This is a genomic window from Serpens gallinarum, assembly GCF_014836765.1.
In the GTDB taxonomy this organism is placed as follows: domain Bacteria; phylum Pseudomonadota; class Gammaproteobacteria; order Pseudomonadales; family Pseudomonadaceae; genus Serpens; species Serpens gallinarum.
This window is the reverse complement of sequence record NZ_JACSQG010000004.1, coordinates 267,153-288,633: the sequence shown is the minus strand read 5'-3', so window position 1 is coordinate 288,633 and position 21,481 is coordinate 267,153. Positions and strand designations below refer to the sequence as shown.

The window sequence follows — 21,481 nt, the reverse complement described above, 5'->3', positions numbered from 1 at the left end:
CCGTGTCTTACCGTGATGGTCTGGTCCAAGACCTGGCTGGCCAGTGAAACGGGCGCTTCACCGGTTACTGGGATGCCGGTTACACCTACTGGAAAGGCGCCGAATACAGCGGTGCCCATTCATTGTCGTTCAGCCCGGTATTCGTCTACGAATTTGCCGGTGAAGGCGTGCAGCCTTACATCGGAGTTGGGTGTGGGTGTGTCGTTCTTCTCCAAAACCGATGTGGGTGAACGTCAACTGGGCTCGTCGTTCAACTTTGAAGACCGTCTTGGGGTTGGGCTCAAATTATCTGCCACGCAAAAGGTGGGCGTGCGGGCGATTCACTACTCCAATGCCGGCCTCAAAAGTCCCAATGCGGGCATCGAGTCCTTCGCGCTTTTCTATAACCAGGCCTTCTAAACGGCCGTTGGCCTGCGTACGCGAAAGGTTGGCGTGCGGGTTGTTCACTACGCTGATTCCATTCGGATCGAGCCCTACGCGTTTTTCACTGAATAGGCATGGCAATCAAAAACCTTTCCTTACACGCTTCAAAAAAAAGAGGTGCACCCATGGGACTTACCATTCTCGGACTTTCCGGTGCTTTGAGTCATGACCCGTCAGCTGCGCTGTATATCGATGGCAAGCTGATTGCCGCTGCGGAAGAGGAACGTTTCGTGCGTGACAAGCATGCGAAGAATCGCATGCCTTACGAGTCCGCAAAGTACTGTTTGGCGCAGGCCGGCATCGGCCCAGCAGAGGTGGATATCGTCGCTATTCCTTTCGCCCCCATCAGTATTTTCAAGAAGGCACGTTGGCACTATGCCAAGGGCTACTGGTATGCCCCCGACCGGTCGCTGGACGCCATCTTCATGGGCAACCGCCGTTTCAAACGCTACAAGAAGCGCATCCAATGGTGCCTGCAGCAGCTGGGCTTCGACCTGAAGAAAGTCAAACTGGAGCCGGTCGAACACCACCTAGCTCACGCCTCGAGCGCCTATCACTGTTCAGGCTTTCAGGAGAAGACCGCCATCCTCGGTATCGATGGCAAGGGCGAATACGCCACCACTTTCTTCGGTTACGGCGAGAACGGCAAGATTCACAAGATCAAGGAGTTCTATGATCCGGATTCCCTCGGCGGGTTGTACGGTGCCCTGACCGAATATCTGGGTTTCGACATGCTTGATGGCGAGTTCAAGGTCATGGGCATGGCGCCTTACGGGGATGCCGCCAAGTATGACTTTTCCCGGCTGGCCAAATTCGAGAAGGGTGAGCTGACCATCAACACCGAGTACGCCAACGTGATCGGTTTCCGACGCTACAAGGATAAGGGCAAGGGCTTTTACTTCTCGCCCAAGCTGATCGAGTGGCTTGGCCCCAAGCGCGAAGGCGATGTTGCCGACGATCCGTACGTCCACTATGCCGCCAGCATGCAGGCGCTGTTCGAGAAGCTGGCGCTGGAAATGATGGATTACTATCTGGGTGACATCATCAAGGAAACCGGCAAGATCGCCTTTGCCGGCGGTTGCGCGCTGAACGTGAAACTGAACCAGAAAATCATTGCCCGTGACGACGTCAAGGAGCTGTTCGTCCAGCCCGCCGCCAGCGATGCCGGCACCGCCGTGGGTGCTGCCGCCTACGTATCACACCAGCGCGGCGTGCCGGTGGAGAAGATGGAACACGTCTACCTCGGGCCCAGTTACACCAACGAGGACGTCATTGCCGCCTGCGCAGGCCACCCGAATCAGCCGCAGTGGCAGAAGATCGACAACGTACCCGAACACGTTGCCCAGCTTATGGTCGACGGCCATCCGGTGGCCTGGTTTCAGGGGCGTATGGAGTTCGGCCCGCGCGCCCTGGGCGGGCGTTCGATCATCGGCTGTCCGAGCGTGCCCGGCGTTGCCGATCGCATCAATGCACAGATCAAGTTTCGCGAACGCTGGCGTCCGTTCTGCCCGTCAATGCTCGACACCGTCGCCCCGCAAATGCTCAGCATGGAGCATCCCAGCCCGTTTATGACCTTCACCTTCGAGGTCAACGAAGGCTGGGCCGGGCGCGTACCGGAAGTCGTCCACGAAGACGGCACCGCCCGCGCCCAGGTAGTGGAGCGCCGACATCACCCGCGCTGGTACGACCTGATGGTCGAGCTGGAAAAGCTGACCGGTAATGGTGTGGCGCTCAACACGTCGCTCAACCGTCGTGGTGAACCTATGGTCTGCTCGCCCACCGATGCGTTGAACATCTTCTACGGGTCGGATCTGCAGTATCTGATCATGGAGGATGTGTTGGTGGTGAAGGAAAAGGCAGATCAGGGTAGGGTTGAATCGATGCCAGCGGCTGGGCTTGAAGTTCGAGCCCAGCCGTCACAGGGACCGCTTATTTGACCAGCGTGCGCGCCGCTTCCAGGTAGCGCGCGCCTTGCGCCTTTACTGTCTGTGGGTCGGCGGTTTCCGAGGCGATGTGCACCTCTTCCAGGGTCGCCGCGATCTGCTGCAGTTCTTCATCGATTTTTTTCAGCGCGTTTTCCAGCGTGTAGCTAAGCATATGCACCTCGGCCATACGCTCGGAGGTCAGCTCCTGAGCGAGCGTATCGGCCAGTCGCCGGTTGTAATCGGCGAGGTGGGTGACCGCTTCTTCCAGGCTAGTGGAAGGCACGCCCTTGAAGTGGGCGAGGCGTTCGCTGGCCAGTGTGGAAGCGGCCAGGCACGTACCCAGGGCGAAGGCGGCAAAACGAGCGGTATTGTTCATGGCAATTCCTGTTGGGAAGGTTGGTGGTTCGAAAATAACCATTCTCAAACGGGAATTAATTGCATTTAATCAATTTTATTGAATTTTTTACGTGCAGCCTGCTTCGTCTGCGTTCAACACAGACAAAGCATCAGGTTGTCAGTGGGCGTTACGGTTGGCTGGGAATCTCCAATCCACGCACCACGGCGGGACGCGCCAGAAAGGCCTGCAGCACACGCTCGACGTTGGGGAAGCGCTGGAATTCCACCAGATCGCCGGCGGCGTAGAAGTCCACCAGCGTACGGACCCAGGGGAAGAGGGCGATATCGGCAATGCTGTACTCATCGCCCATGATCCAGGCGCGGCCGTCCAGGCGCTGTTCCAACACGCCGAGCAGGCGTTTGGCCTCGGCAATGTAGCGCTCGCGCGGGCGCGGATCTTCGATGTCCTTGCCGGCGAATTTATGGAAGAAACCGAGTTGGCCGAACATCGGGCCAACGCCCCCCATCTGGAACATCAGCCACTGGATACATTCGTAGCGACCAGCAGCATCCTGGGGCAGCAACTGGCCGGTCTTCTCAGCGAGGTAGATCAGAATGGCGCCGGATTCGAAGAGCGCCAGCGGCTGACCGTTCGGGCCATGGGGGTCGAGAATTGCGGGTATCTTGTTGTTCGGGTTGAGCGAGAGAAACTCCGGAGAGAGCTGGTCATTGCTGTCGAAGCTGACCCGATGCGCTTCATACGGCAGGCCGATTTCCTCGAGCATGATGGAAACCTTGACGCCGTTGGGCGTGGTCAGCGAATAAAGCTGCAGCCGTTCGGGGTGGGAGGCGGGCCATTTGCGGGTGATTGGGAAAGCAGAAAGGTTGGCCATGGCAAGGCTCCGGTGTGAAGAGTGAAGCCAAGAGGATAACGCCCCGGTGGCGGAACGGGCAGAAGGCGGTATCTTTCTCCCATCGTTAACAGGTTGGAGAACCTTTATGAGTCTGCAGGGCGATTACGATTCACAGAACATCTTTGCCAAGATCATTCGCGGCGAGGCCCCGTGCTACAAGGTCTACGAGGACGACGATGTGCTGGCGTTTCTCGACCTGTTCCCGCAGTCCTACGGCCATACGCTGGTGATTCCCAAGAAGGCGGCGGCGCGCAACCTGCTGGAAATTGACGCGGACAGCCTGTGTCAAATGACCCTGGCGGTGCAAAAGGTCACGCGTGCATTGGTCGAGGAGCTGCAACCGGCAGGTGTGCAGGTGGCACAGTTCAACGGCGCACCGGCCGGGCAGACGGTGTTCCACATCCACATGCACATCATTCCGCGCCATGAAGGCGAGAGCCTGGGCATTCATGCCAGCCAGAAGGCCGACCCGGTCGAGCTTGAAAGACTGCAGGCACGGCTGGTGCGGCGGCTGAATTCGCTGACGGCTTGACCTGCCCCCCATGGCAAGCTTCATTTCGCGCCATGAAGGCGAGAGCCTGGGCATCCATGCCAGCCAGAAGGCTGATCCGGTGGAATTGGAGAAGTTGCAAGCGCGTCTGGCGCAGCGCCTGAGCGGCTGAGGCATGCTACGCAACGGCTGCCAAGGGATAGAAGGGAGGGGAACCTCCCTCTATTCATGAGCAAAAAGCTTTACAACGCATCCTCAATCTTTTGCGCTGCCGATCAAGCGGTAGGCCAACGCTCCCAGTAGTGCGCCGACGATGGGAGCCAGCCAGAACAGCCATAGCTGCGTCATTGCGCCGTCGCCGACATAGATGGCAACACCCGTACTGCGCGCCGGGTTTACGGAGGTATTGGTGACCGGGATGCTGATCAGGTGAATCAGCGTCAGCGCCAAGCCGATCGGAATGGGCGCGAAGCCAGCCGGGGCTCGCTTGGCGGTAGCGCCGAGGATGATGATCAGGAAGAAGGCGGTCATGACCACTTCGCTGATGGCCGCGGCGGTCAGGCTGTAGCCGCCCGGCGAGCGTTCGCCATAACCGTTGCTGGCAAAACCAGCAGAGACATCGAAGCCGGCCTGGCCGCTGGCGATGAGGTAGAGGACGCCGCCGGCCACGATCCCGCCCAAAACTTGAGCGCCGATATAGGGCAGCAATTGCGTGGCGGAAAAACGCCCGCCCGCCCAGAGGCCGATAGATACCGCCGGGTTGAAGTGCCCGCCGGAGATGTGGCCGACGGCATAGGCCATGGTCAGGACCGTCAGTCCGAAGGCCAGAGAAACACCCAACAGGCCTATGCCCAGTTCAGGAAAGGCCGCCGCCAATACGGCGCTGCCGCAACCGCCAATGACCAGCCAGAAGGTTCCCAGAAATTCAGCACCATATGCTTTCACGTTCATGTCCTCATGTAGAGAGTGACGGGCAGGCGGCCATCTTCACTGCGCCTGACCGGCAGTGTAGATAGCTTCATCGAGGCTGTAGCGCTGTGGATGTGAGGTGTTCGGGGGTGGTCTGCGCGCCATGTATAGGCCGCGCCGTTGCATGCTAGTTACGCCGACCGATAGAGCATAGTGCTCGTGGCTTCTTCTGGTTGGCTCGTCCGGCGGCTAGGGGTTGATCTCACCATTGTGGCAACCCTTAACGTGAAGCAGGACACTAGCTGCACGACTGTCCCATAGGCAGTCTTCGAGGCATCCGCTGGTCTTCACATTCGGTCTCATGGAGAGCGCTACTGATGTCGAATCACCTCGCTGACCCGCACGATCATGACCATCACCATCATGGCGAACATGGTCACGCCAGCCACTCACATGCCCACAGTCACACACCTGCGGTGACTGCGGGGAATGTCCGGCGGATTCGCTGGGTGTTTCTGCTCACCGCCGGCTATGCCGCCATCCAGGCCGTCGGCGGCTGGTTGTCCGGCTCGTTGGCGCTGATTGCTGACGCCGGGCATATGGTGTCCGACTCGGCGGCGCTGCTGCTGGCGCTAGTCGCCTACCGCATTGCCGCTCGCGCAGCGGATGAAACGCGCACTTATGGGTTCCATAGGGTGCGCGTGCTGGCTGCTTTGGCCAATGGCGCATCGCTACTGTTGTTAGTTGCCTGGATCGTCTGGGAAGCCGTCGGCCGGTTGCGTGAGCCGACCGAGGTGTTGGCCGGACCCATGCTGGTCGTCGCGGTGATTGGCCTGGCGGTAAACATCGTCGGAGCGCTGGTGCTCTGGTCGGGCAATCGCGGCGACAGCAACCTGCGCGGCGCGTTGCTGCATGTGATGGGCGATCTGCTCGGTTCCGTCGGCGCCATTGCGGCGGCCATCGGCATTTTGCTGACCGGCTGGACTGTCCTCGATCCCTTGCTGTCGGTGCTGGTCGCGGTGCTGGTGGTGCGCTCGGCGTGGGGGTTGGTGTCGGAGGCCATCCGCGTCCTCTTGCAGTCGGTGCCGCTGGGACTGGATGTACGGGCGGCCGAGGCCGACCTGGCCACCTTGCCGGGTATCGACGAGGTGGGGCATTTTCATGCCTGGACACTGACCGACGAAAGCTGCGTGGCGACGGTGCATGTCACTCCGGCGTCCGGCGCCGATCCCCTGGAATTGCCCGCGCGGGTGGCGTCTCGGTTACGCGAGCGCTACGCCATTGATCACGTAACCGTACAGGTCGACCCGCCCGGCAAGATCAGCCAGCCTCATTAAGGGTTTCCGAGCCGGGCTGCGTGTCCGGCTCGTCATCTGACTTACCAAAAAAGCACGACAGCCTGATCGGCTCCGGCTAGTATTGCTCGCCATCTGAGAACGATTCCGATTTGTTTTTCATTCGCATCTCGTCGGCGAGGTCGCTGTGTCAGCTGAGAACATTACGCATCAACAACGTGTTGGCGTGCTCTACCGTGAGCATCGCGACTGGCTGCTCGGCTGGCTGCGCAGAAACCTGAGCTGCCCGCAGCGGGCCGAGGATTTGAGCCAGGACACTTTCGTGCGCCTGCTGGGGCGCAACGGCTTGCCGGAACTGCGAGAGCCCCGCGCTTTGCTGACCACCGTCGCTCGCGGCTTGCTGATCGACCACTTTCGCCGCAGCGATCTGGAGCGTATTTATCTGGACGAGCTGGCGCGGCTGCCAGAGAGAGTTCAGCCGAGTCCGGAAGAACAGGCGCTGGCGCTGGAAGCATTGCGCCAGGTGGAGCAGATGCTCGGCCACTTGCCCGGCAAGGCCCGCGCGGCCTTTTTATACAACCGGCTGGATGGACTGGGCCATGCCGAAATCGCCGAGCGCCTCGGCGTGTCGGTGTCGCGGGTGCGCCAGTACCTGGCCCAAGCGCTGCGCCAGTGTTACGTGGCGATTTACGGAGAGCCGCAATGAATGCGGTAACCCATCGGGTATTGGACGAAGCCATCGACTGGCAGCTTTGCCTCGACTCCGGCGACGCCACGGACCAGGAGCGCCAGGCCTTCACCGCTTGGTTGGCTGCCCATCCGGAGCATGCTCGGGCCTGGCAGCAACTGGGCGGCCTTGATCAGCAGCTTGCCGTGGCCGAGCCGGCGCCGGCACGGCGCGCATTGTTGCGCCGCCCCACACGCCGCCGGCTGGGCTCCAGCCTGTTGGTGTTGGTGCTGCTGGGTGGGCTGCTGGGGCTGAGCGCTCAACGCCCGCTGAGCGACTTTCTTGCCGACGAGATAACCGCACGCGGTGAGCAACGCAGCCTGTTATTGCCGGACCAGACCCGCGTGCACCTGAACAGCGCCAGTGCTTTGGATATCGACTTCACCGCGCAGCATCGCCACCTGACTCTGCGCAGCGGCGAGATTCTGGTGGAGACCGCCAAGGGTGACAGCCGCCCGTTGTGGGTGATGACCGAGCATGGGCGGCTGCGGCCGCTTGGCACGCGTTTTCTGGTGCGCCTGGAGGAGGGCGCCACGCGCCTGACTGTGCTGCAGTCGTCCGTCGCGGCCTATGCGCAAACGGCGGGCGAGGAACGCATCATCGAGGCCGGCGAACAGGTCATGATCGGCCTGAACGGGTTGGGTACGTCCCAAGCGGCGTCCTATGCCGCCGATGCCTGGAGCCGCGGCATGCTGGTGGTGGATGACGTACCTTTAGGCGAGTTCATCGCGCGCCTTGGCGAACAGCGGCGTGGGTACCTGGGGCTTGATCCGCGCTTGGCGCAGTTGCGTATCAGCGGCAGCTTTCCGTTACACGACACGGACCTGGCATTGGCCGCCTTGGTGCCCAGCGTGCCGGTGCGTATTCAGCGCTACACCGACTGGTGGGTGAAAGTGGTGCCGCAGTAAGGAGCGCTTGCTCGGTGCAGGGCAGAAAAATATTTTCGTCAGGCCCTGTCACTTTTGTTCTTTGTCACGGCATAGGCATTGAGACTGATTTCCATCTAGGAGCTGTTCGCAATGCACCGCACGTCGACGCTGTTCCAACCTCGTTTGCTGGTTGCCGCTGTGGCACTGGCCTGTTTGCCGCAGCTGGCCCTGGCCGAGCGCTACCAGCTCCCGGCCGGCCCGCTCGCCGGCACACTCAACCGTATTGCCAGCGAAGCCGGCATCGTGTTGAGCATCGACCCCCGTCTCACCGCCGGGCGCAGCTCGCAGCCGGTAGAAGGCGACTACGCGCCCTTGGCCGCACTCAGCGCCGCGCTGCGCGGCAGCGGGTTGCAACTGGTGCAGAGCAGGGCGGGCACCTACAGCCTGGAGCCGATCAAACAGGACGTCATGGTCTTGCCCGAGAGCAGCATCAGCGCCCAAGGGCTGGCTGAAGGCAGCGCCGAGAGCGGCTACCGCAGCGAATCGGTGCGCAATGTGGGTGCCCTGGGTGGCATGGCGCTGCAGGACACGCCGTTTTCCATGAGTGTGGTGTCTCGGGAGTTGCTGGAAAACACCCAAACCACCTCCAGCGACGATGTGTTCAAGCGCAACCCGTTTACCCAATTGTATTCACCCAAAAATGCCGGCTACGCCAGTGCCGTGGCGATTCGTGGCTTCACCGCAGCGGGCAATCTGAGTCTTGCCAACGACGGCCTGCGCTTCAGCAACGGCTATGACGGCGGCAACTTCATCGAAGAAATGGAGCAGCTGGAAATCCTCACCGGCCTCAGCGGCTTTCTCTATGGTCCGGCCAGCCCGGGCGGTCTGGTCAACTATGTGCTCAAACGCCCAACGGCCGCGCGCTACAGCAGCTTGACACTCGGCAATGCCGGGGGTGACAACTATTACCTGCACGGGGATTTTGGCGGGCCGATCGACAGTGCAGGGACCTTCGGGTATCGACTCAATGTGCTGGCGCAGGACGGCGAGACCGAGATCGACCTGCAGAAACGCCGGCGGGAAATGGTCAGCCTGGCGGTGGACTGGAACGTCAGTGATGACCTGCTGGTCCAGTTCGATGCGTCCCACAAGAAAAGCGAAACCCGTGGGCTCAACAGCTATTGGTACTTCTTCGACCAGGGTTTGCGCCCCTCTGCCAAAGACCTCGAGAACGACAGATTGTACAGCCAGCGCTGGGCGTTCGCCGACAGTGAACATGACCGCGTTGGCGGACGCTTCAATTGGCGCCTAAACGATCTCTTCAGCCTGCGCGGCGCCCTGGGCTACACCCAGTACACCGATGAATATGCCTATACCGGCCCCACCGTCGCCAACGCGGGGCTCTACACCCAGCCGCTGTATGCCTTTGCGCCGGTGGATACCGAAGAAACGTCCGGCAACCTGTTCCTCGATGCGGCTTTCGACACCGCCGGCATCGGCCATGCGATGACGTTCGGCTACCAGGGCAATGTCGCGCGGGTGAAGCATTACACCGACTACGTTCCGTTTCCCGGCCCGCAATATGTCTCTGTGACCCCAGAGGTGCCTTTTGACCAACAGCCGCAGGTGGCCAAGCCTGCCTATTCGGTCGGCAATGGTGATCAGCGGGTGGCCACGCGCAACCAGTCAGACAGTGTCTTGGTGGGGGATGTCATCACCTTCAACGAGCAGTGGTCGAGCATCCTTGGCCTGACCCACACCCGGATCAAGACGTTCAGCAGCGACTTCTACTGGATGGAGGCGTTCGGCACGCCGGAGACCCGTACCCATTACGATGAACGCGAAACCTCGCCCAGCGTTTCGCTGATCTACAAGCCACAACCCTGGCTGACCACCTATGCCACCTACATCGAGGGTCTGCAGGCGGGCGGCATCGCCCCTTCCACCGCGCTCAACGCCGGTGAGGCCCTGGCACCGGAAGTCAGCGAGCAGTACGAGCTGGGTCTGAAAGCCACCGTGGGCGAGACCCTGCTGACCCTGGCGCTGTTCGATATCGACAAGCCCAACAGCTACGTCAATGGGGCCAACCTCTATGTTCAGGAGGGTCGCCAACGGAGCCGGGGTGTCGAATTCGGTGTGACCGGCAAGGTCACGCCTGAGTTGACCCTGGTGGGCGGACTCACCGTGCTCGACCCGGAGGTGGACGATTCCGGCGTCGCCGCCAATGACGGCAACCTCCCGACCGACGTTGCCAGCCGGCTGGCCAAGCTGTATGCCGAGTATGACGTCAACGCCGTACCCGGTTTTGCCGTGACCGGCGGCGCCTATCACACCGGCAAGCAATACACCGATGCCGGCAATGCTCACAGTCTGCCGTCATTTACCACGTTCGACCTGGGCGCCCGCTACCGCGTGCGGGTGGCCGAAACCCACATGACCCTGCGTGCCAACCTGAGCAACCTGGCCGACAAGGAGTACTGGCTGAACAGCTATTACCTGGGCGATCCGCGCACGCTGACGTTCTCTGCCCAACTGGAGTTTTGATTCGTTTCCATCGCCAAGGAAGGCTGGCTGCAACCGTTCGATTCCCAGTTTTACATCGAGATGTGCAATGAACGCTTCCACTATCCGTCGCTGGTCCGCCGTGCATACCTGGACCAGCCTGATCTGCACGTTGTTCCTGCTGATGCTGGCGATCACCGGGCTGCCACTGATCTTTCACCATGAGCTGGAGCATTTGCTCGGCGAGGCGCCCGAGTTGCGCCAGATGCCGGCCGAAACACCGCAGCTCGATCTGCAACAGCTGGTGTTGGCCGCCGAGGCCCATCGGCCTGGCGAGGTGGTGCAATACCTAGGCTGGGATGAAGAGGACGCCAATGGCGTGGTGACGATCATGGCCGCCACCGCCGGCACCGAACCCAACAGCTCGCATACCTTCATGCTCGATGCGCGCACCGGCGAGGCCGTGGCCATGCCGGCGGCCAACGGCGGGCTGATGATGTTTTTCCTGCGCATGCATGTGGACATGTTCGCCGGGTTGGCGGGCAAGCTGTTGCTGGCCTTCATGGGGCTGTTGTTCGTGGTGGCGATCATCTCCGGAGCGGTGCTCTATGCGCCGTTCATGCGTCGTTTGCAATTCGGCGAAGTCCGTCGCCAGCGTTCGCCACGCACACGCTGGCTGGACCTGCACAACCTGATCGGCATCGTCATCCTGACCTGGGCGCTGGTGGTGGGCGTGACCGGTGTGATCAGCGCCTGCGCCGACCTGCTGATCAGCGCCTGGCGCACCGAAAGTCTGGCGGCCATGGTGGCGCCGTACCGCGATGTGCCGCCGCTGACTGAGCGGGCCCCGGTCAGCGATGTGCTGACGATTGCCGCCTCCGCTGCGCCGGGCATGCAGCCGGATTTCATTGCGTTCCCCGGTACGCGTTTTTCCAGCGAGCATCATTATTCGGTGTTTATGAAAGGCAGCACGCACCTGACCGCGCACCTGTGGAAGCCCGTGCTGATCGACGCGCGCACTCTGGAGATTACCGCCGTCAGCACGCCGCCCTGGTACATGAGCGCACTGTCGCTGTCGCAGCCGCTGCATTTTGGCGACTACGGCGGCCGGCCCATGCAGATTCTCTGGGCGCTGCTGGATGGGCTGACCATCGTGGTGCTCGGCAGCGGCTTGTATCTGTGGTGGGTGCGACGGCGCAGCGTGGCGCCGGTCAGCCGCGAGGTACGTGTATGACGCGCTGGCGTGATTCGACCTGGGGTATTCCGAGTGTGATTGCGGGGCTGGGTGCGGTCGGACTGTTCGCCGCGCTGCTCGGCGACGGGGTGTGGGACGCTCTCGCCTGGCTGGGGCTCGGTATACCCGGTGTGGTGAGCGTGATGGCGCTCTGGCTGGGGCGCGGTTGATGCCGCTTTGCCTGTTCTTTGGCCCGACTCGTAGACCAGGTTATGCAGCTGGAACGGCTTAAAAATTAATCTCAGCGTTTTAGTCAAGTAATTCAATTTTTGCCCGATAAAAGTCGGATGTGGGTCTGCTTGGCGTTTGACGCCAGAATGCTGCCTGTTTATCAGCTGCCCGAAAGAGGCAGAGACTTGTGTGCGAGAGGTTCGAGAACTGTGAATACAAAGACGTTAAGGGCGCGGCTGTGGCTGTTGGGGATAGCCAGTGTGTTGGGGGTGGCGCTGCTGGCCGCGACAACATTGTGGTACGCGCAGCGCAGCAAGGACCAATTGCAGGAGTTCGTCGAACGCTTCATCACCGTCAATAGCCTCGCCACAAAGTCTTATGCCAACGGCCTGCAAACAGGCCAGGCGTTGCGCAATATCCTGCTCGACCCGGGTAATCAGCGAGGCCATGACAACTACGCCAATGCGGTGAAGGCCTTTGGTGAGCAGGCGGCGGCATTGATTGAGCGAATGCGCCGGCATCCGGTATCGACGCCCAGGGCCGATGAGCTGGAGGTTAAAATCCGTGCCTGGCGTCCCAAGCAGGACAGGGTCATCGAGTTGGTCAAGGCGCAGCGCGTCAGCGAGGCGATGGTGTACCTGAATGCCGAAGAAACGCCCGCTTGGCGTGAAGTGCGCGCCATTCTGATGGCCGTGGTAGCGAACAGTGAAGAGCGGGCCGCGGCCCGGAATACCGATTTGATCGCATCGCTGGAAGCGTCCGAGCGGATGTCGATGATCATCAGTCTGTTGGCGTTATTACTGGTCGCTCTGGCCACGTTCTTCATCGGGCGCGGCGTATTGCGCCAAGTGGGCGGTGAGCCTACCGACGCAGCCCTTGCATTGCGGCGTATCGCCGGAGGCGATCTGACCCAGACGCTGAGCCTGGCGCACGGTGATCGCGACAGTATTCTCGCGGCGGCGGTGGAGATGCAGGCTCAGTTGGGCGACCTGATTGGCGCCATTCACCAGGATGCGCAGGCGGTACTGAGTGCCAGCGAAAAACTCCAGCACAACGCCGGCATCGTGTCGGCGGCAGCGCAGGAACAAAGCGACGCGACGTCCGCCATCGCTGCGGCGACCGAGGAGCTGACGGTGAGCATCGGGGCGATGTCAGATCATGCCGGGGAAGCCCTGAATCTGTCGCAAAACACCGAAAGCCAGGTGCGTCAGGGGCTTGAAGGCATCAGCTTGACGACGTCGACCATCAACAAGGTGGCCCACAGCATGGCCGAGTCGACGGTGACCATGGAGGAGCTGTCGAAAAAGGTTATCAACATCAACGGAATCGCCCGCACCATTCACGAAATCGCCGATCAGACCAACCTGCTGGCGCTCAACGCGGCCATCGAGGCCGCCCGAGCCGGCGAACAGGGACGAGGCTTTGCGGTGGTAGCCGATGAGGTACGCAACCTGGCCGCCCGCACTGCTAGCTCAACGGTCGAGATCAGCGAGATGCTCAGTGATATTCAGAACAGCTCGCAGATGGCCTTGAACACCCTGAGCCAGACCCAGGCGTTGGTGCAGGACAGCGCCGCGTCCACCCAGCAGGTGCAGAGCGCGGTGTCCGGCCTGGACGAGTCGGCAGCTGAACTGCGCAGTGCCATCAACTCGATCCAGCTGGGCCTGCACGAACAGAGCATGGCGGGTACGGATATCGCGCAACGGGTCGAAATGATCGCTCAGGGCATCGCCAATACCAATCAGGCCGCTGCCAGCTCCAGCAGCTACGCCCGGGAGTTGCTGGGTCTGTCGCAGACGTTGCGTACCCAGGTCAGCCGGTTTCGTACGCGTTCTTAAAAAAAACCAGCTCCCGCAACGGCGCCGTCTGGGCAGGGCGACGTTGCTCGTTGCAAGGAACTGAGATCGATCAATAGCTGAACGAGCAGCCCGCCGCGCAGTCGTGGATTCCCACGGTGGGCTGCCCGAACGAAGCGGCATTGCCAGTCCTGCAATGGGGCGCGAGGCCATCCTGCTCATTCGGTCTTTTCATTGGATTTGACGTGCCAGCCGGACAGTCCACTCGCGTCCAGCGCACTCTGTCGCTAGTCGTGAGTCCAACCGGGAGCTGTTTATCGGAGGCTGGCGAGGATGCCCAACAACACGCAAGGTGTGACCCGTGCCCATCTGGGCATGCTGCTCTGGGCCGTTCTGGTGGGGTTGTCTTTCCCGGCGGTGGGGCTGATGAGCGAGGGGCTGCCACCCCTGTTGCTGACGGCGGTGCGTTTTGCCATCGCGGCATTGGCGGTCTGGCCGTTGCTGTTGGGGCAACCGGAACGCTGGCCCAGCCTGCCGGGGTTGCTGCTGTACGCCGTCATGGGCCTGTGCCTGGCCGGCTTTTTCGGCGCAATGTTCTGGGCGGCGCATCGGGCCAGCGCGCTAAGCATGGCCACCTTGTACGTCAGTGTGCCGCTGATGGCCTACGGTCTGGGACGCCGGCTCGGCGTGGAGCAGCCGGCCGGTCGCATGCTGGCCCTGTTGCTACTGGGCGCACTCGGCGCGCTTGGCCTGGCGTGGGCGGAAAGCGGTGGCCAGCAGGGCGAACTGCAGTTGCGCCGCGGCGAACTGTTGTTTTTTCTGGGGTGTGTGGCTTCCGCACTGTTCCCGGTGTTGAGCAAGTGGGGCTTGAAAAACGGCTGGCTGGCACGCCAGGCCGTCCCACGTACGTTCTGGAGCCTGGTCGTCGGCGGCTTGCTGATTGCTGTGCTGGGGCTGTTCTGGGAGGCGCCACAGGCGCTGTCCCGCATGAGCCCATCGGATCTTCTGATCCTGGCTTATCTGGGCATCTTCTCGACGGCGGCCACCTTCTGGCTGCTGCAGCGTGCCACGGCGTTGCTTACCCCAGGGGCGATCACGGCCTACAGCTATCTGGTGCCATTCGTGTCGATGCTGGTGTTGTTTGGCGAACAGCCGCAGCGCATTGGTTGGCAGTGGCTGCCCGGCAGCGTGCTGGTGATCCTGTCGATCGGCTTGTTGCTGCGCCAGGAGAACGGAACGACGACCTGAGGCCGGCAAATGCCTTCGTTTCAACCAAGGAGAGTGAGATGGCGAGCGGACGGATACTGATGGATATCAAAGGGATGCTGCGGCAGCAGATGCGTCTGTTACTGACCATCACTCCCAGCGACCGGTTGTGGCAGATGCCCATCGCCGCAGCACTGGCTTCGGGGCTGCCGTTGTTCGTCGGCGCCTACTTCGGAGAATTGCAATACGGGCTGGTGTCGTCATTGGGTGGGCTGGTCTTTCTGTACCTGCCCAACACACCCATGTCCCACCGCATGGTGATGCTGATGGCCTGTGCCTTCGCGATGATCGCCTGTTATGCGCTGGGGGTGATCAGCCATTTCTTCCCGGTGTTGAAGGTGCCGGTGCTGGTGTTCGCCAGCATTCTGGTCACCATGGTCTGCCGCTTTTACGGGGTGGGCATGCCGGGCAGTCTGTTCTTCATCATGGCTGCGGCCATCGGCGCCTATACGCCGCTGGAGGTGCTCCAGGTGCCCCTGATGGTCGGGTTGATCAGCATGGGCGCGCTGCTGGCGTGCCTGATCGGTTTTTTCTACAGCCTTTATACCCTGCGTTTGCTGCCTCCCCAGCCGGTCTTGCAGCGGCTGCCGCCAACCTTCAATTTCGTCGTGTTCGACTCGGTGATTATTGGCGTGTTCGTAGGTATTTCGCTGCTGTTGGCGCAGGTGCTGCAGCTGGACAAACCCTATTGGGTTCCGGTGACCTGTCTGGCAGTCATCCAGGGTGCGTCGCTGCAGGCCGTCTGGAACAAACAACTGCAACGTGTGCTGGGCACTGTCATCGGTTTGCTGGTGGCCTGGGGAATGCTGTTGCTGCCGTTGAACAACTGGAGCATCGCGCTGACCATGATGCTGCTGTCGTTCGTGATCGAATATTCAGTGGTTCGGCACTATGCCTTCGCTACCATTTTCATCACGCCCTTGACGATTTTGCTCGCCGAAGCCGCGACCCTCGGGCAGGGCTCGCCAAATACGCTGATCGAGGCTCGGTTCTATGACACGGTGCTGGGCTGTTTAGTGGGGCTGGTGGGCGGAATTTGCCTGCACAACCCACGATTTCGCGACGTGATTGGCCGGCCTATGCGCCGTCTGATTCCGGCCCGCTTTGCGGGGTCGGCAAAAGAGTAGGGGATCTCCCGGCGGGTGCCGGGAGGCTGGATTTTAGTCCGTAGGTGGATGTCGTTGTTCCCACCATGGCTCTTTCAACGGGTGGATCGGTGAAGCGTGATCCACCCTACATCCCGATAACCGGGGTTCCCCGGCTGGGGTTTAGTGCTTGGCAACCTGCGGCTGCAGAACCAGATAGTCGAGCAGGATGTGTCCGCTTTCCGCCAGATAGGCATCTTCTTCAGGCGTAGGCTTGTCCGCTGCGGTGAGCAGGGCGTCTTCCTCGTCATCGTCCTTGAGCTTGCTCAGCAGTTCTTCACCCTTGGCCTCGCGGCGAGCATTTTCCAAGGCGAGCTGCTTGGCCTCGATGGCGGCCTGCTGGGCGCGGCGCTTGGTTTCGTTGAGGCTGACGGTGGTTTCGTTCATCAGTGTCTGGGACAGGCTCAGCCGGTCACGGGTGAAGACAAAGTCCGGGTGGGTGGCGGTGCGCTTTTCATGGCGCTTCTGCAGTTCGACGAGGAACGGCTTGAACGGGTCCGAATCGGTACGGATCGCCGGATTGATGCTATCCCACGGCATGGCTTCCGGCAGGGCGCTTTCGCCGATCTGCTGGGTGTCGACCACCGAGGGGTAGGCGATGTCCGGCAGCACGCCCTGGTGCTGGGTGCTCTGTCCGGAAACCCGGTAGAACTTGGCCAGGGTCAGCTTGAGTTCGCCATGATTGAGCGGCTGGATACTCTGCACCGTGCCTTTGCCAAAGGTCTGCCCGCCGAGGATCAGGGCACGGTGATAGTCCTGCATGGCCCCGGCGAAGATTTCCGAGGCGGACGCCGAGAGGCGATTGACCAGCACGGCCATGGGGCCGGAGTAATAAGCGCCAGGGTTTTCATCGGCGAGTACATCGACGCGACCGTCGCTGTTGCGCACCAGCACCGTGGGGCCTTGTTCGATGAACAGACCGGTCAGCTCAGTGGCTTCCTGCAGGGAACCGCCACCGTTGTTGCGCAGATCGATGACGATGCCGTCGACCTTCTCCTTCTGCAATTCGCCGAGCAGTTTCTTGACGTCGCGGGTGGTGCTCTTGTACTCGGGATCGCCGGCCCGGTAGGCCTTGAAATCCAGGTAGAAGGCGGGGATCTCGATGATGCCAAGCTTGTAGTCACGACCATCGTGGGCCAGCTTCAGTACCGATTTTTTCGCGGCCTGTTCTTCCAGCTTGACTGCCTCGCGGGTGATGGTCACCACTTTGCTGGTCTGGTCGTTCGGCGCGTTGCTGGCCGGGATTATTTCCAGGCGTACCTTGGAGCCTTTCGGGCCGCGGATCAGCTTGACCACTTCATCCAGGCGCCAGCCGATCACATCGACCATTTCGTCATTGCCCTGGGCAACGCCAACAATCTTGTCGGCCGGGGCGATCTGCTTGCTCTTCTCGGCGGGACCGGCCGGCACCAGACGCACCACCTTGACGTTTTCGTTATCGCTTTGCAGCACCGCGCCGATGCCTTCCAGCGACAGGCTCATGTTGATGTCGAAGTTTTCCGCATTGTCCGGCGACAGGTAGTTGGTGTGCGGGTCGTACGTCTGCGAAAAGGCGTTGATGTACGCCTGGAAGACGTCTTCAGTGCGGGTCTGCTTGAGGCGTGCGAGCTGGTTCTTGTAACGCTTGGTGAGCAGTTCCTGGATGGCCTTGGGCTCTTTTCCGGCGATCTTCAGGCGCAGCACTTCATCTTTAACGCGCTTGCGCCACAGCTCGTCGAGCTCGGCGCGGTCCTTGGCCCACGGCGCCTCCTCGCGATCGACCAGCAGGTCTTCGTCGAGGGTGAAGTCGATGCTTTCCACCCCCTTATCCAGCAACCCCAGGGTGTAATCCAGGCGCTCCGTCAGGCGTACCAGGTGGCGCTTGTAAATGGCGAAACCCGGTTCCAGATTGCCAGCTTTGAGGAAATCGTCGAACTGGGTGCGCCATTTATCGAATTCAGCGATGTCGGCAGCGGTGAAATAGCTGCGTGACGGATCGAGGAGCTTGAGGTAACCCTCGTAGATTTTCTGCGAGCGGGCATCGTCCAACGGGGGTTTGCTGTAGTGGTGCCGCTTGAGCAATTCGACCACGTTGAGGCTGGCGATCACCTGGTCGCGGTCGGGCTGCAGAGCGGACCAATCGCCCGCATTGGTGGGCTTGGCAGCCACTGGCAGGACGCTCCCGCCGAGGGCCAGGGCCAGGGCAGTGCCGCACAGCAGGCGCTTGATGTTGAGTCGACGCAGGGTCAGGTGATAACGCATAGTAGGCCGTCTGTCTGGGCGCCGGGCTCCGCGAGGGGGTCGGCGGCATAACGCAAAAGCCCGGTCAATCCGGGCTCGATTCAGAAACTCACTATGGAGGCAGCGTGAAGGCATTGCAAGGTATCGAAGGACGTGTGGAGTGGGCAGAACGGAGCCGTGAACTCTGTGACGCTGGCCAGATTCGCATCCAGGTGGCGGCGGCCGGTCTCAACCGCGCCGATCTGCTGCAACGCGCCGGGCATTATCCGCCACCGCCGGGCGTTACCGATGTGCTGGGGCTGGAGTGCGCCGGCGTGGTCAGTGAAGTCGGCCCAGGCAGTACCTGGCAAGTCGGCGACCGAGTGTGCGCGTTGCTGGCGGGCGGTGGCATGGCCGAGGAGGTGGTGGTCGATGCCGGTCACGTGCTGCCGGTGCCGGATGGCCTGAGCCTCGTTGAAGCGGCGGCGCTGCCGGAGGTATACGCCACCGCCTGGCTCAACCTGTTTCAGCTTGCGCGCCTGCAGCCGGGCGAAAAAGTGCTGGTGCATGCCGGTGCCGGCGGGGTTGGCTCGGCGGCGATCCAGTTGTGCAAGGCATTCGGCAATTCGTGCTGGGTCAGTGTCGGTTCCGCCGAGCGCCTGGCCTATTGCGAATCCCTGGGTGCCCGCGGTGGCGTGCTGCGCGGCGAGAATCTGGAAGCGCTGCGCGACCACGCGCCCTTCGATGTCATTCTCGATCCGGTGGGTGCCAGCTATGCGCCGCTCAATCTGGATGTCATGGCCCGTGACGGCCGCTGGGTGATCATCGCCATGATGGGCGGCCGACGCGCTGAGCTCGACCTGGCCAAGCTGCTGGCCAAGCGCGTGCAACTGACCGGCTCGACGCTGCGTAACCGCGACGATGCCTTCAAGTCCGATCTGATCCGTGAGCTGCGCCAGCAGGTGTGGCCGCTGTTTGGCGAGGGCCGCCTGAAACCGCAGCTGGAGCGTACCTTTGCCGCTCAGGATGTCGACGCGGCGTTCGCCGAGCTGGAAAGCAACCAGGTGAACGGCAAGATCGTGCTGGTGATCGACGAAAGCTTGAGCTGAGTTCGCGAGTGAGTGCATGGAATAGCGGCGCACCGTGTCCACACGGCCGCGCCGCTAATCCGCTCCCTGAAGCCTAGATCCGGCGTACAGCGCACCTAGGGCGTCGAAACATCTTCATGGATGCACAGGTAATTGCCTTCCGTATCCTTGAACCAGGCGGCTTTTTCCGAACCGAGCACGCAGATGTGATTGACGGTTTTCAGCCCGGGAAGGTCGTAGTCCTCAAATAGCACACCGGCCTGTTGCAGGTTTTGCAGCGCGCTTTCGAGATTGGCGACCTCGAAGCTGAGTGCCGTGTGGTCGGCCTTGGTGCCGCCTTCCTTGGGGAACAAGGCAATCCGTGTACCGCTGCCGGCGGCGTAGACGAATTTCCCGTCCGGGCGCTGACCCTCGGGCCTGAGGCCCAGCGTGTGTTCATAGAAATCCCTGGCGCGGTGCAAATCGATCACCGGCAACATGAGGGTGACAGGAGCGGTCGAGAGCATGATGAATCACCTGCGCAGTGGATCTACTCTCAGTCTGGCATTCAGAGGCCGCTCTGGCACCTCCACGCAGGTGGCGTTATCAGGCAGGGAAGGGAGGCGTTCGGTCGACAGAACGGCGTCACTGCCAATGCAAAATCGGCCAGCCCGCCTGTTCGGCGAATTCACGCAGGCGTGGGTCAGGATTGATCACGCGCGGATGGGCGACGCGGGTCAGCAGCGGCAGGTCGTTGGCTGAGTCGGAATAGAACGAGGCGCCTTGCAGCGTTTCGCCCTGTTCGACCAGCCAGTCTTCCAGGCGTTGCACCTTGCCCTCGCGGTACGTGAGCACGCCCTGGGTACGGCCACTGAAAAAGCCGTGCTGTTCTTCAACGTCAATGGCCAGCACATCGTCGATGCCCAGCCGTTCGGCAATGGCGCTGACCAGAAATTGTGGCGAGGCGGAGATCACCAGGATGCGCTCGCCGCGAGCGCGGTGTTCGGCCACGCAGCGCATGGCGTCGCTGTAGATCAGCGGCTCGATGATGTTCTCCACGAAGGGCTCGACCACATACTCCACTTCTTCCCGGGTGCGGCCCACCAGCGGCGCCAGGCTGAACGCCATGTAGTCTTCCATGTCCAGACGGCCGAACGCGTATTCGGCCATCAGCGCACTTTCCTGGTGCAGGAAGGATTCGCCATCCACCCACTGCAGACGGGCCATCTCCCGGCTCCACAGGCTGGCACAGTCACCATCGATCAGGGTTTCATCCAGGTCAAAAATGGCCAGGGTCATCAGGTAGCCTCGTTAGGTAAAAGGGGCGGTTGGATCGCAGGTGCGATCACTCCAGGCCGAACTGAAAGGTGCTGACCACCCGCAGGCGCTTACCGATGGTGCGTGAGCTGTCCATGTCGCCGCCGTCGTCACTGTTTACGCTGATCACACCCTGATTGGCATTTTTCAACCCGCCGAGGGTGGCGCCGGCATCGGCGGCGAACTTGGCCGCCTGTTCGCGAGCATTGCGCGTGGCGTCTTCAAGCAGCTGCGGCTTTACATCATTGAAGCCGCGCAACTGATAGCGCGGTCCGCCGTAGCCGTCCTGGTTGTCGAGCTGCACGCCGGCCTGGATCAGCGGATCGCTGGCATTGGCGGCCTTGGCCACCAGGTCGACGCGCGGGGTCTTGACCACCACTTGGCCCAGCCCGGTAAAGCGCAGGGCGACATTGCTGTTGCCCCATTCGCGAGCCAGCAGGTCCTGGACCTGTAAGGGCCGGGTTTCGATTTCATCGGGGTTGAAGCCTTGCGCGGCCAGGAAGGCCACCACCTGCTCACGGTCTGCGCTGAGCTGGCGCTGCACCTCATCGAAGGCATTGCCGCCGCGACGGAACGCCAGGGTCCAGATGGCGAAATCGCTTTTCACATCCATTTCCGCCAGGCCCTTGACCGTTACCGTGCGGTCGGCCATGCGGAAGCGTTCCACCCCTTGACCCACCGACCAGCCGGCGAACGCGAGGGCGGCACCTAGAATGACAGCGGGAAGCAGACCGAGACGGGCAACAGGCATGGGGAATACTCCGAAGAAGGAACTGGCTTGCATTCTAAGCCGGCTAGCATCTTTTGGAACGCGGCGTGGTCTATTGCCGGTGTGTCAGGGAGCCGTTGCGATGAAGCCTGCCTTTTTTATATGGATTGTGAGCTGTTGCCTGGCC

18 protein-coding genes and 2 pseudogenes are annotated in these 21,481 nt (G+C 61.6%); 13 read left to right on the top strand and 7 right to left on the bottom strand.

What is annotated here, in order from left to right; all coding sequences use genetic code 11:
- Nucleotides 1-21: 21 nt before the first annotated feature.
- Nucleotides 22-399, top strand: a pseudogene (locus H9642_RS10655) (acyloxyacyl hydrolase); the annotation flags it as partial.
- Between the two features lie 149 nt (nucleotides 400-548).
- The gene (locus H9642_RS10650; protein ID WP_251836416.1) at nucleotides 549-2,360 is read left to right on the top strand and encodes a carbamoyltransferase family protein; all 1,812 of its coding nucleotides are present in this window, start codon (nucleotides 549-551) and stop codon (nucleotides 2,358-2,360) included.
- On the opposite strand, the gene H9642_RS10645 is transcribed toward H9642_RS10650, so the two are convergent.
- Nucleotides 2,353-2,724 carry a DUF6746 family protein gene (locus H9642_RS10645; RefSeq protein ID WP_251836415.1) on the bottom strand — a complete coding sequence of 124 codons (372 nt, stop codon included), beginning with the start codon at nucleotides 2,722-2,724 and terminating at the stop codon, nucleotides 2,353-2,355. The genes H9642_RS10650 and H9642_RS10645 overlap by 8 nt on opposite strands.
- 148 nt (nucleotides 2,725-2,872) lie before the next feature.
- Nucleotides 2,873-3,577 (bottom strand): glutathione S-transferase C-terminal domain-containing protein, encoded by a 705-nt coding sequence (locus H9642_RS10640; RefSeq protein WP_251836414.1) that lies wholly within the window; start codon nucleotides 3,575-3,577, stop codon nucleotides 2,873-2,875.
- A 106-nt stretch (nucleotides 3,578-3,683) separates the two neighbouring features.
- Between H9642_RS10640 and H9642_RS10635 the strand changes: the two genes are divergently transcribed.
- Nucleotides 3,684-4,130: an HIT family protein gene (locus H9642_RS10635; RefSeq protein ID WP_251836413.1), complete on the top strand. Its 447-nt coding sequence runs from the start codon at nucleotides 3,684-3,686 to the stop codon at nucleotides 4,128-4,130.
- 213 nt (nucleotides 4,131-4,343) lie between these two features.
- Here H9642_RS10635 and aqpZ read toward each other — a convergent pair whose 3' ends face one another.
- A complete protein-coding gene (gene aqpZ, locus H9642_RS10625; RefSeq protein ID WP_251836434.1) occupies nucleotides 4,344-5,033 on the bottom strand; it encodes an aquaporin Z in 690 nt (229 codons plus the stop codon).
- Between the two features lie 341 nt (nucleotides 5,034-5,374).
- Between aqpZ and H9642_RS10620 the strand changes: the two genes are divergently transcribed.
- The 9 genes and pseudogenes from H9642_RS10620 (at nucleotide 5,375) to H9642_RS10580 (ending at nucleotide 15,984) form a co-directional block, all read left to right on the top strand.
- Entirely contained in the window at nucleotides 5,375-6,334 is a 960-nt protein-coding gene (locus tag H9642_RS10620) for a cation diffusion facilitator family transporter (protein ID WP_251836412.1), read from the top strand.
- A 145-nt stretch (nucleotides 6,335-6,479) separates the two neighbouring features.
- Entirely contained in the window at nucleotides 6,480-6,998 is a 519-nt protein-coding gene (locus H9642_RS10615; RefSeq protein WP_251836411.1) for an RNA polymerase sigma factor, read from the top strand.
- A complete protein-coding gene (locus tag H9642_RS10610) occupies nucleotides 6,995-7,927 on the top strand; it encodes a FecR family protein (protein WP_251836410.1) in 933 nt (310 codons plus the stop codon). Before H9642_RS10615 ends, H9642_RS10610 begins: the two co-directional genes overlap by 4 nt.
- A gap of 111 nt (nucleotides 7,928-8,038) precedes the next feature.
- Nucleotides 8,039-10,432 carry a TonB-dependent receptor gene (locus tag H9642_RS10605; protein ID WP_251836409.1) on the top strand — a complete coding sequence of 798 codons (2,394 nt, stop codon included), beginning with the start codon at nucleotides 8,039-8,041 and terminating at the stop codon, nucleotides 10,430-10,432.
- Between the two features lie 67 nt (nucleotides 10,433-10,499).
- A complete protein-coding gene (locus H9642_RS10600; RefSeq protein ID WP_251836408.1) occupies nucleotides 10,500-11,624 on the top strand; it encodes a PepSY-associated TM helix domain-containing protein in 1,125 nt (374 codons plus the stop codon).
- On the top strand, nucleotides 11,621-11,794 hold the full coding sequence (locus H9642_RS10595) for a hypothetical protein (RefSeq protein ID WP_251836407.1): 174 nt from the start codon (nucleotides 11,621-11,623) through the stop codon (nucleotides 11,792-11,794). Before H9642_RS10600 ends, H9642_RS10595 begins: the two co-directional genes overlap by 4 nt.
- Nucleotides 11,795-13,099: 1,305 nt before the next feature.
- Nucleotides 13,100-13,633 (top strand): annotated as a pseudogene (locus H9642_RS18470) (methyl-accepting chemotaxis protein); the annotation flags it as partial.
- Nucleotides 13,634-13,924: 291 nt separating this feature from the next.
- Nucleotides 13,925-14,839 carry a DMT family transporter gene (locus H9642_RS10585; RefSeq protein ID WP_251836405.1) on the top strand — a complete coding sequence of 305 codons (915 nt, stop codon included), beginning with the start codon at nucleotides 13,925-13,927 and terminating at the stop codon, nucleotides 14,837-14,839.
- Between the two features lie 38 nt (nucleotides 14,840-14,877).
- Nucleotides 14,878-15,984 (top strand): FUSC family protein, encoded by a 1,107-nt coding sequence (locus H9642_RS10580; protein WP_251836404.1) that lies wholly within the window; start codon nucleotides 14,878-14,880, stop codon nucleotides 15,982-15,984.
- A gap of 141 nt (nucleotides 15,985-16,125) precedes the next feature.
- On the opposite strand, the gene H9642_RS10575 is transcribed toward H9642_RS10580, so the two are convergent.
- Nucleotides 16,126-18,210 (bottom strand): carboxy terminal-processing peptidase, encoded by a 2,085-nt coding sequence (locus tag H9642_RS10575; RefSeq protein WP_251836433.1) that lies wholly within the window; start codon nucleotides 18,208-18,210, stop codon nucleotides 16,126-16,128.
- A 137-nt stretch (nucleotides 18,211-18,347) separates the two neighbouring features.
- Between H9642_RS10575 and H9642_RS10570 the strand changes: the two genes are divergently transcribed.
- Nucleotides 18,348-19,310, top strand: a complete 963-nt coding sequence (locus tag H9642_RS10570; protein WP_251836403.1) for a zinc-binding dehydrogenase — start codon at nucleotides 18,348-18,350, stop codon at nucleotides 19,308-19,310.
- A gap of 95 nt (nucleotides 19,311-19,405) precedes the next feature.
- Here H9642_RS10570 and H9642_RS10565 read toward each other — a convergent pair whose 3' ends face one another.
- From H9642_RS10565 to H9642_RS10555, 3 genes are all read right to left on the bottom strand, one after another.
- Nucleotides 19,406-19,795 carry a VOC family protein gene (locus H9642_RS10565; RefSeq protein ID WP_251836402.1) on the bottom strand — a complete coding sequence of 130 codons (390 nt, stop codon included), beginning with the start codon at nucleotides 19,793-19,795 and terminating at the stop codon, nucleotides 19,406-19,408.
- Nucleotides 19,796-19,913: 118 nt separating this feature from the next.
- Nucleotides 19,914-20,567, bottom strand: coding sequence for an HAD family hydrolase (locus tag H9642_RS10560; protein WP_251836401.1), 654 nt, complete (start codon nucleotides 20,565-20,567; stop codon nucleotides 19,914-19,916).
- A gap of 46 nt (nucleotides 20,568-20,613) precedes the next feature.
- Nucleotides 20,614-21,336 carry an SIMPL domain-containing protein gene (locus H9642_RS10555; protein ID WP_251836400.1) on the bottom strand — a complete coding sequence of 241 codons (723 nt, stop codon included), beginning with the start codon at nucleotides 21,334-21,336 and terminating at the stop codon, nucleotides 20,614-20,616.
- Nucleotides 21,337-21,481 lie beyond the last annotated feature (145 nt).

Bases quoted from the DNA above. Each gene is read 5' to 3' on its own strand.
- H9642_RS10650 (WP_251836416.1), top strand. From the start codon at position 549: ATGGGACTTACCATTCTCGGACTTTCCGGTGCTTTGAGTCATGACCCG.
- H9642_RS10645 (WP_251836415.1), bottom strand. From the start codon at position 2,724: ATGAACAATACCGCTCGTTTTGCCGCCTTCGCCCTGGGTACGTGCCTG.
- H9642_RS10640 (WP_251836414.1), bottom strand. From the start codon at position 3,577: ATGGCCAACCTTTCTGCTTTCCCAATCACCCGCAAATGGCCCGCCTCC.
- H9642_RS10635 (WP_251836413.1), top strand. From the start codon at position 3,684: ATGAGTCTGCAGGGCGATTACGATTCACAGAACATCTTTGCCAAGATC.
- H9642_RS10620 (WP_251836412.1), top strand. From the start codon at position 5,375: ATGTCGAATCACCTCGCTGACCCGCACGATCATGACCATCACCATCAT.
- H9642_RS10610 (WP_251836410.1), top strand. From the start codon at position 6,995: ATGAATGCGGTAACCCATCGGGTATTGGACGAAGCCATCGACTGGCAG.
- H9642_RS10605 (WP_251836409.1), top strand. From the start codon at position 8,039: ATGCACCGCACGTCGACGCTGTTCCAACCTCGTTTGCTGGTTGCCGCT.
- H9642_RS10600 (WP_251836408.1), top strand. From the start codon at position 10,500: ATGAACGCTTCCACTATCCGTCGCTGGTCCGCCGTGCATACCTGGACC.
- H9642_RS10595 (WP_251836407.1), top strand. From the start codon at position 11,621: ATGACGCGCTGGCGTGATTCGACCTGGGGTATTCCGAGTGTGATTGCG.
- H9642_RS10585 (WP_251836405.1), top strand. From the start codon at position 13,925: ATGCCCAACAACACGCAAGGTGTGACCCGTGCCCATCTGGGCATGCTG.
- H9642_RS10580 (WP_251836404.1), top strand. From the start codon at position 14,878: ATGGCGAGCGGACGGATACTGATGGATATCAAAGGGATGCTGCGGCAG.
- H9642_RS10565 (WP_251836402.1), bottom strand. From the start codon at position 19,795: ATGCTCTCGACCGCTCCTGTCACCCTCATGTTGCCGGTGATCGATTTG.
- H9642_RS10560 (WP_251836401.1), bottom strand. From the start codon at position 20,567: ATGACCCTGGCCATTTTTGACCTGGATGAAACCCTGATCGATGGTGAC.
- H9642_RS10555 (WP_251836400.1), bottom strand. From the start codon at position 21,336: ATGCCTGTTGCCCGTCTCGGTCTGCTTCCCGCTGTCATTCTAGGTGCC.